This is a genomic window from Caballeronia sp. M23-90, assembly GCF_053574605.1.
This window is the reverse complement of the sequence record NZ_JBSIPA010000850.1, coordinates 1-1,169: the sequence shown is the minus strand read 5'-3', so window position 1 is coordinate 1,169 and position 1,169 is coordinate 1. Positions and strand designations below refer to the sequence as shown.

1 protein-coding gene is annotated in these 1,169 nt (G+C 62.7%); it reads left to right on the top strand.

Features of this window, described 5'->3' with window-relative positions:
- Nucleotides 1-1,169: FUSC family protein (locus tag ACRXB1_RS36415; RefSeq protein WP_449494819.1), on the top strand; the 1,169-nt coding region annotated here is incomplete at both ends.

Here is a 1,169-nt window from a genome sequence, read left to right as displayed (position 1 = left end):
TGGGGCAGGCGCGAGCCGCGATCGAGACGACACGCAAGGCGTTGGCGCGGGTTCCATCGGCGAAGGCAGACCGGCGCGACACCTACAACAACCTGCTTCTCGCACTCGCCGACAGCGAGCAGATCTTCGCGTATTTGATTGCCGTCACCGATGCCTGCGAGCGCGGTCATCATAGGCTGCCCAATTCCAAGCGTGCGGCGCGTGCTCTGGAGGCCTTTGCTGAAGTACTGTCAAGACTGTCGCGCGCCCTCGCCGATCAACCCTGGGAACCGACTTGGCATCAGCGCGACCGGCTTCACTCGCTTGCGCAGCAACTGGAAACCGCGCTGGGCGAAAAGATCGCACTTCGATTCGATGTCGATTTCAGCGAGCTCGAACCCGCTCCGATCGTGCAGGACGCTTGGTGGAACTCGGCGGTAACGACTCTGAAACGTGGCGTCGAAACGTTGAAGGCGAATGCGTCGACCGATTCCATCGGCGCGCGGCATGCGGCGCGTGTTGCGGTGGCGGCGACCATCGTGTTCATCACGGTGCGCCTGCTTCATCTGCCGTTCGGATACTGGGCGACCATGGCCACGCTGCTGATCCTGCAGCCGTCCATTGCAACGAGCTGGCCACGCAGTATCGAGCGCGCGGCGGGGAGCATTGTCGGCGGCTTGCTTGCCGCCGCGATCGGTCTTGCCGTTCATTCGCCCGTGGCGATTTCGCTGGTCGTGTTCCCGCTCGTGTGCGCGACCATGGCGCTCAGACCCGTGAGCTACAGCCTTTTTGTGCTTTTCATCACGCCGACGTTCGTGCTCGTCGCGGACTTCGCGGCGCCCGGCGGTGCTGAACTTGGCTATGCCATCACGCGGCTTTCGAACAACGTGTTTGGTTGTGTCGTTGCATTGCTCGCGACTTTCCTGCTATGGCCAAGCCGTGAACCAGCCCGCTTCAATCAACGATTGATCGAGGCGATCGCGGCCAACTTCGCTTATCTTGCCGAGTCGCTCGGAAGATCGAAACGCGATGAGCTCGAGCTCGAGCGGTTAAGACGCGCCGCGGGTCTTGCAAGCAACAACGCGGAGGAAGTGCTCGCACGTCTACGGCTCGAGAAGCTCGATACATCCAGCGAGGACCGCACCGGCTCCACTGCGCTCGCGCTGCTGCGCCGGGTGGCGGGAACGGCA